This is a genomic window from Gemmatimonas sp. (genome assembly GCF_044345575.1).
GTDB lineage: Bacteria > Gemmatimonadota > Gemmatimonadetes > Gemmatimonadales > Gemmatimonadaceae > Gemmatimonas.
In genome coordinates this window covers 1-4,672 of sequence record NZ_JBIJAW010000265.1, presented here as the reverse complement: position 1 = coordinate 4,672, position 4,672 = coordinate 1, and the positions used below count along the sequence as shown (strand labels likewise).

6 protein-coding genes are annotated in these 4,672 nt (G+C 69.1%); 2 read left to right on the top strand and 4 right to left on the bottom strand.

What is annotated here, in order from left to right; translation table 11 throughout:
- Window positions 1-1,966 (bottom strand): alpha/beta hydrolase family protein (locus ACIQ6O_RS13205; RefSeq protein ID WP_396208256.1); only part of this gene is annotated, 1,966 nt, incomplete at its 3' end.
- Between the two features lie 359 nt (window positions 1,967-2,325).
- On the opposite strand from ACIQ6O_RS13205, the gene ACIQ6O_RS13200 reads away from it, so the two are divergent.
- Together ACIQ6O_RS13200 and ACIQ6O_RS13195 are read left to right on the top strand one after the other, a co-directional pair.
- Window positions 2,326-2,481, top strand: a complete 156-nt coding sequence (locus tag ACIQ6O_RS13200) for a hypothetical protein (RefSeq protein WP_396208255.1) — start codon at window positions 2,326-2,328, stop codon at window positions 2,479-2,481.
- 49 nt (window positions 2,482-2,530) lie between these two features.
- Window positions 2,531-2,677: a hypothetical protein gene (locus ACIQ6O_RS13195; protein ID WP_396208254.1), complete on the top strand. Its 147-nt coding sequence runs from the start codon at window positions 2,531-2,533 to the stop codon at window positions 2,675-2,677.
- On the opposite strand, the gene ACIQ6O_RS13190 is transcribed toward ACIQ6O_RS13195, so the two are convergent.
- The 3 genes from ACIQ6O_RS13190 to ACIQ6O_RS13180 all read right to left on the bottom strand — a co-directional run bounded on the left by ACIQ6O_RS13190 (window position 2,678) and on the right by ACIQ6O_RS13180 (window position 4,243).
- Window positions 2,678-3,421: a nitroreductase family protein gene (locus ACIQ6O_RS13190; protein ID WP_396208253.1), complete on the bottom strand. Its 744-nt coding sequence runs from the start codon at window positions 3,419-3,421 to the stop codon at window positions 2,678-2,680.
- A 110-nt stretch (window positions 3,422-3,531) separates the two neighbouring features.
- Window positions 3,532-3,951 carry an MFS transporter gene (locus ACIQ6O_RS13185; protein WP_396208252.1) on the bottom strand — a complete coding sequence of 140 codons (420 nt, stop codon included), beginning with the start codon at window positions 3,949-3,951 and terminating at the stop codon, window positions 3,532-3,534.
- A 91-nt stretch (window positions 3,952-4,042) separates the two neighbouring features.
- Window positions 4,043-4,243, bottom strand: coding sequence for an alpha/beta hydrolase family protein (locus tag ACIQ6O_RS13180; protein ID WP_396208251.1), 201 nt, complete (start codon window positions 4,241-4,243; stop codon window positions 4,043-4,045).
- Window positions 4,244-4,672 lie beyond the last annotated feature (429 nt).

Sequence of the window (4,672 nt, the reverse complement as noted above, 5' to 3'; positions counted from 1 at the left end):
CATAGCGCACGGTGGCCCCGTTCCCCTTGAGCGCCTGGTACATGCGCTCGCTCTGCATGGGGAACGTGCCGGTGTTGTTGTCGGCCATGCCGTGAATGAGCAGGATCGGATCCTTGATCCGGTTGGCATACGTGAACGGCGACATGCGCTCGTACAGCTCTGGCGCCTCCCAGTACGAACGCTCCTCGCCCTGGAAGCCAAACGGCGTGAGGGTACGATTGTAGGCCCCGCTGCGCGCGATGCCGGCCTTGAACAGCCGCGTGTGCGCCAGCAGGTTGGCCGTCATGAAGGCGCCGTAGGAGTGTCCGCCCACGGCGATGCGATCACGATCGGCCACCCCCATGGCCACGAGCGTATCCACGGCGGCCTGCGCACTCGCGGTGAGCTGCTCCACGTACGTGTCGTTGGGCTCCTTTCCGTCGAAGGCCACGATCGGCATCGTCGGATCGTCCATCACGCCGTACCCCTGGGTCAGCATGAACAAGTGCGACATCCCGGCGGGACGCGTGAAGCGATAGGGCGACCCCGTGACCTGCGAGGCCGCCTCGGCGGAACGGAATTCGAGGGGGTACGCCCACAGCAGGAATGGCAACGCCCCGTCCTTTGCCTTGTCGTAGCCCGGCGGGAGGTGCACGGTGGCCGACAGCTGCACGCCATCCTTGCGCTTGTACGTGATGCGCTGGCTCGTGACGCCGGCGAACTGCGGCGCCGGATCGGTGAACGCCGTGAGCGCGCGCGGCGCCCCCTTCCGCCCGAGTTCGCGCACGAAGTAGTTGGGCGGCTCCGACTTGGACTCCCGCCGCGTGACCACGCGCGTGCCGGTCGCGTCCAGCACGCTGGTCACCTGCTCGAAGTACGGCGCCGCACTGCGGAAGAGGCGCGTGGATTGCCCGTTGGCGAGCTCATACCGATCGAGGAACGGTTGGTCGCCCGCGGGGCTGGCCCCGGGTCCGGTCAGGAAGGCGTGGCGTCCGTCCGGTGTGGTGAGCAGTCGCACCCGGCCACGCGCATCGCGGGTGGTGAGGAACTCACCGGGATCGCCGTACCGGTCTTCGCTGCTGCGCTCCCACAGCTGGCGCGGCGCGGCCGCACCCGACGGGTCGATGAGCCAGGTGCGGGTCCGGCGCGTACGCGCGTCGAGCTCGCGAGCGATCGCCCGGGTCGGCGAGTCCCACGTGATGCTGGTCGCGCGGTATTCCGTCTCCACCAGCGTCGTCGCTCCGCTCGCGAAGGGCGCCGGCAGCAGCAGCACGCGGTCCCGCTTCGCGACCTTCGCGGCGGGATCGCCGCCATCGAGGGCCTCGATCCACGCGAGGGTCGCGTCGGCGTCGCTGCGCCACCCGATGGTACGTGGCCCGGTGAGCGCTGAACCGCCACCCCACGGGACCCGTTCGATGAGCGGGCGGTCGGCCACGGTCTTCACCACCCGACCGTCCACGGCCCACACGTCGGTGCGGGTGGGGAAGTACTCCAGGGGCACCGTGTACGAAAACGGGCGCGAGACGGTGCTCACCAGCAGGAAGCGCCCGTCGGGCGACGGATCGACGCCGGTGCGCATGGCCGGTGGGCCGAGGGGCGTCACCGTTCCGTCGAGCGCAACGAGGGCCAGCTGGCTCGTGGCGAAGTGCTCGAAGACCCGCTCGTCGTACGGACTCTTGAGCAGATCCTGATAGGTCGCGGCCCGTTCGGCCCGACCACTCAGCGCTTCCTGCACGATGGGGCCATCATGCGGCGGCAGGCCGAGCCCGCTCCCTGTGCGCCGCCCGCCATCGTCGCCGCGCCACGCCTCGCGCCGACCGAAGCCAGCCGCCGGTGGGCGACCCTGCTGCAGCAGATTTTCGAGGTCGACTCGCTCGCGTGTCCCACCTGCCACGGCGCCATGCGCATCGTCGCGTTCATCACCCAGGCGTCGGTGATCGACCAGATCCTCGCGCACCTCCGCACCCGCGCCTCCCGTGCGGCGCACGCGACCCACGCCGGCGCGAGGAGCCCCCCATCGACGCGGGCCCCCGCGAGCCGGGGGGCGTCACGCGCCCCACGTCCGTCGGCCGACGCCCCGACCGTCCCCTGAGCACGGCCCCGCCGCCCCGCCGCCACGCGGGGACCTTCGGCGTGGGCGGCGGTCCCACCGGCGCGACGGATGGGCCCCCGCCGGCATCGCTCCCCCCGCGGTGCCCGCCGTTCCCACGGCCCTCGAGGCGCGCGAACCAGTCCGCGGGCACGCCAATGCCCGTCAGACGGTGCTCGCGCGGGCGGTGATCGCGTCGGATACTCGACGGATAGCCGACCCGCCCCGATTGAAATTCCTATCCCGTCCTGGCCCGGGTGCTGGTCCATATCCCGGACAACGGGTACGTCACGACGCGATACCGTGGCGGGTACGCCACCCCCCTGCGGCATGCGGGAGAAGGCGGCGCGGGCAACGGCGTCATGGCCAACCGCGTGGTGCTCGACATCGCTGCCCCGGCGGCGGTCGTGTGAAGCTTCCTCTCCAGCATCCGCAACGCGCCCGAACCGGGAGAAGGTCTCCTTGAACGGGGGAGCAAGCAGACCGGCGCGCGTGGCGCGCTACACGGCGCAGCGGCGTGAATTCCAGGAGGCGAGCAGCAAGGGCGACGAGGCGCTCAAGCCGGATATGGAGGCGGCGGCGAGGCGTTGGCAGGTTGCCGCGACGTGATCACGTGACGTCGTCCGCGACGTGCCATGTCGTGATTTCCTCGAGCGGCTTTCGCGTGAAGTCCGGGACAGTCGCCTCGGCGTGCGGGAACCCCACCGGAAGGACCAGCACGGCCGTCTCGTTCTTGCCGCGATTGAGCAACTCCCGCAGGAATCCCGTGGGGGTCGGTGTGTGCGTGAGCGTCACGAGCCCCATGTGATGGAGCGCCGTGATGAACATCCCGGCCGCGATCCCCACTGATTCGTCGACGTAGTAGTTCTTGCGCTTGGTGCCATCGGGAAGGATGCCGTAACTCTGCTTGAAGAGCACGACGATCCACGGCGCGTCCGTCAGGTGCTCCTTGACCCAGTGCGTCCCGATCGGCGCGAGCGCCGTCCGCCACTCCTCACTCATTCGGCGCTGGTACGTTTCGAACTCCTCGCGTTCGGCCGCCTCGCGAATGCGCGCCTTGAGCGCGGGGTCGCCGATGACCACGAAGTGCCATGGCTGGTGATGCGCGCCCGACGGCGCCGTTCCCGCCGTCCGGATGGCCAGTTCAACCAGCTCGCGAGGGACGGGGTCCGTGCTGAAGTGGCGAACCGTGCGGCGCCGATTCATCTCGGCGTAGAATCCCGTGGCCAGCGATCGCATCTCCGATACCGGACGACGCGCGTATGCGGCCAGCGGGACGAGGCGGGCCTCCTCGCGCCCGGGATACACCATGTCGTGGCTCGGCGTCGGCCGACGCTCGCTCGGGTCAGTCATCGGTGGCGGGATGGTGAGGCGAGGCCTGAGGCAGGCGACGAAGCCTCGCGTCGCGCCTTTACTACGAGTCTCAATACATGAGATGTGATCTCGTAGATTGATACCTTACGTTACCCGCACCGCAGACGGGTCGCAAGAGCCGTTCTGGATCGCGTCGCCACCGTGGGTGGCCGGCGCGTGGCGCGAGTTGGTTGCAGTCGGCGGCGATCGTGCGCGCCGTCCCGCATGTACCCCATCACCGCGCCCGAGGCCAGCGATGCCACGGCCCACCCCATACTCGCCACCGCGAGCACCAGCCGCGCCCCGTACCGGTCGCCCATGGCGCCGCCGGGGACTTGCCCAATCGTGTAAGCAAGTTGGAACCCCCACGCGGAGATCACCCCCATCTGCACCATGCTGAGCCCCAGTTCGGGGGCCATGTACTCCTGCGCGATTGCGATGTTGGTGCGCAGCGCATAGGCCACCAGCCCAAGAAGGGCGAGCAACCAGACCACGCGGCGCGAGGACGTCGGGGAATCGGAGGCGGGCATTGGCGCGGGGAGGGTGAGAAACCACGCGCAGGCCGCGCGGGTCGAGCCGGTCGAGAATACGACACGGCCCGTCTCTACGCCATGTGCCCGGCTACATCGCCGTCTTCGCCCGCTTCAGATACCAGTCGAGCCACGCTGCCATCTCGGCCAATGTGTGCCCCACACTCGCGCGCGCGATACCCGTGCGACTCACCGGGAGTTGCATGTACCGCACGGTGGCCCGTTTCCCCTTGAGCGCCTGATACAGGCGTTCGCTCTGGATGGGGAACGTGCCGGTGTTGTTGTCGGCCATACGGTGGATCAGCAGGATGGGATCCCTGAGCCGGTTGGCGTACAGCCGGGCGGCCAGGGCGCGCCGCTGTCGTCAGTCAAGGACTGGACCGATTTTCACCAGCGATTGCTCGCTTGGCACACTAAGTACCTGAGGCCAGCCGGGGGCAATCAGCAGCCGGATTAAGAGCGCGGCCCTCGGTGACAGGCGGCTCGTCCCGCACGCCCTCGGGCGCCTGTCACGCCGACCCCGACCGCCCCCCAACTTCGGGATCTCCCTGCTTGCCGTTACGTGGTCCCTGAGGCATGCTAGCGAATACCAGCTTATCACTCCCCAGGAGCAACGCCACATGGCAGTGACCAACGTCAGCGACCCGCAGTACTACCACAAGGTCGTCGATTGCCAATGGGCCTGTCCGGCCCACACCAACGTCCCCGGCTACATCCGCCT

Coding starts and splice junctions, on each gene's coding strand:
- ACIQ6O_RS13185 (WP_396208252.1), bottom strand. CDS start 3,951: ATGCCCGCCTCCGATTCCCCGACGTCCTCGCGCCGCGTGGTCTGGTTG.
- ACIQ6O_RS13190 (WP_396208253.1), bottom strand. CDS start 3,421: ATGACTGACCCGAGCGAGCGTCGGCCGACGCCGAGCCACGACATGGTG.
- ACIQ6O_RS13180 (WP_396208251.1), bottom strand. CDS start 4,243: ATGGCCGACAACAACACCGGCACGTTCCCCATCCAGAGCGAACGCCTG.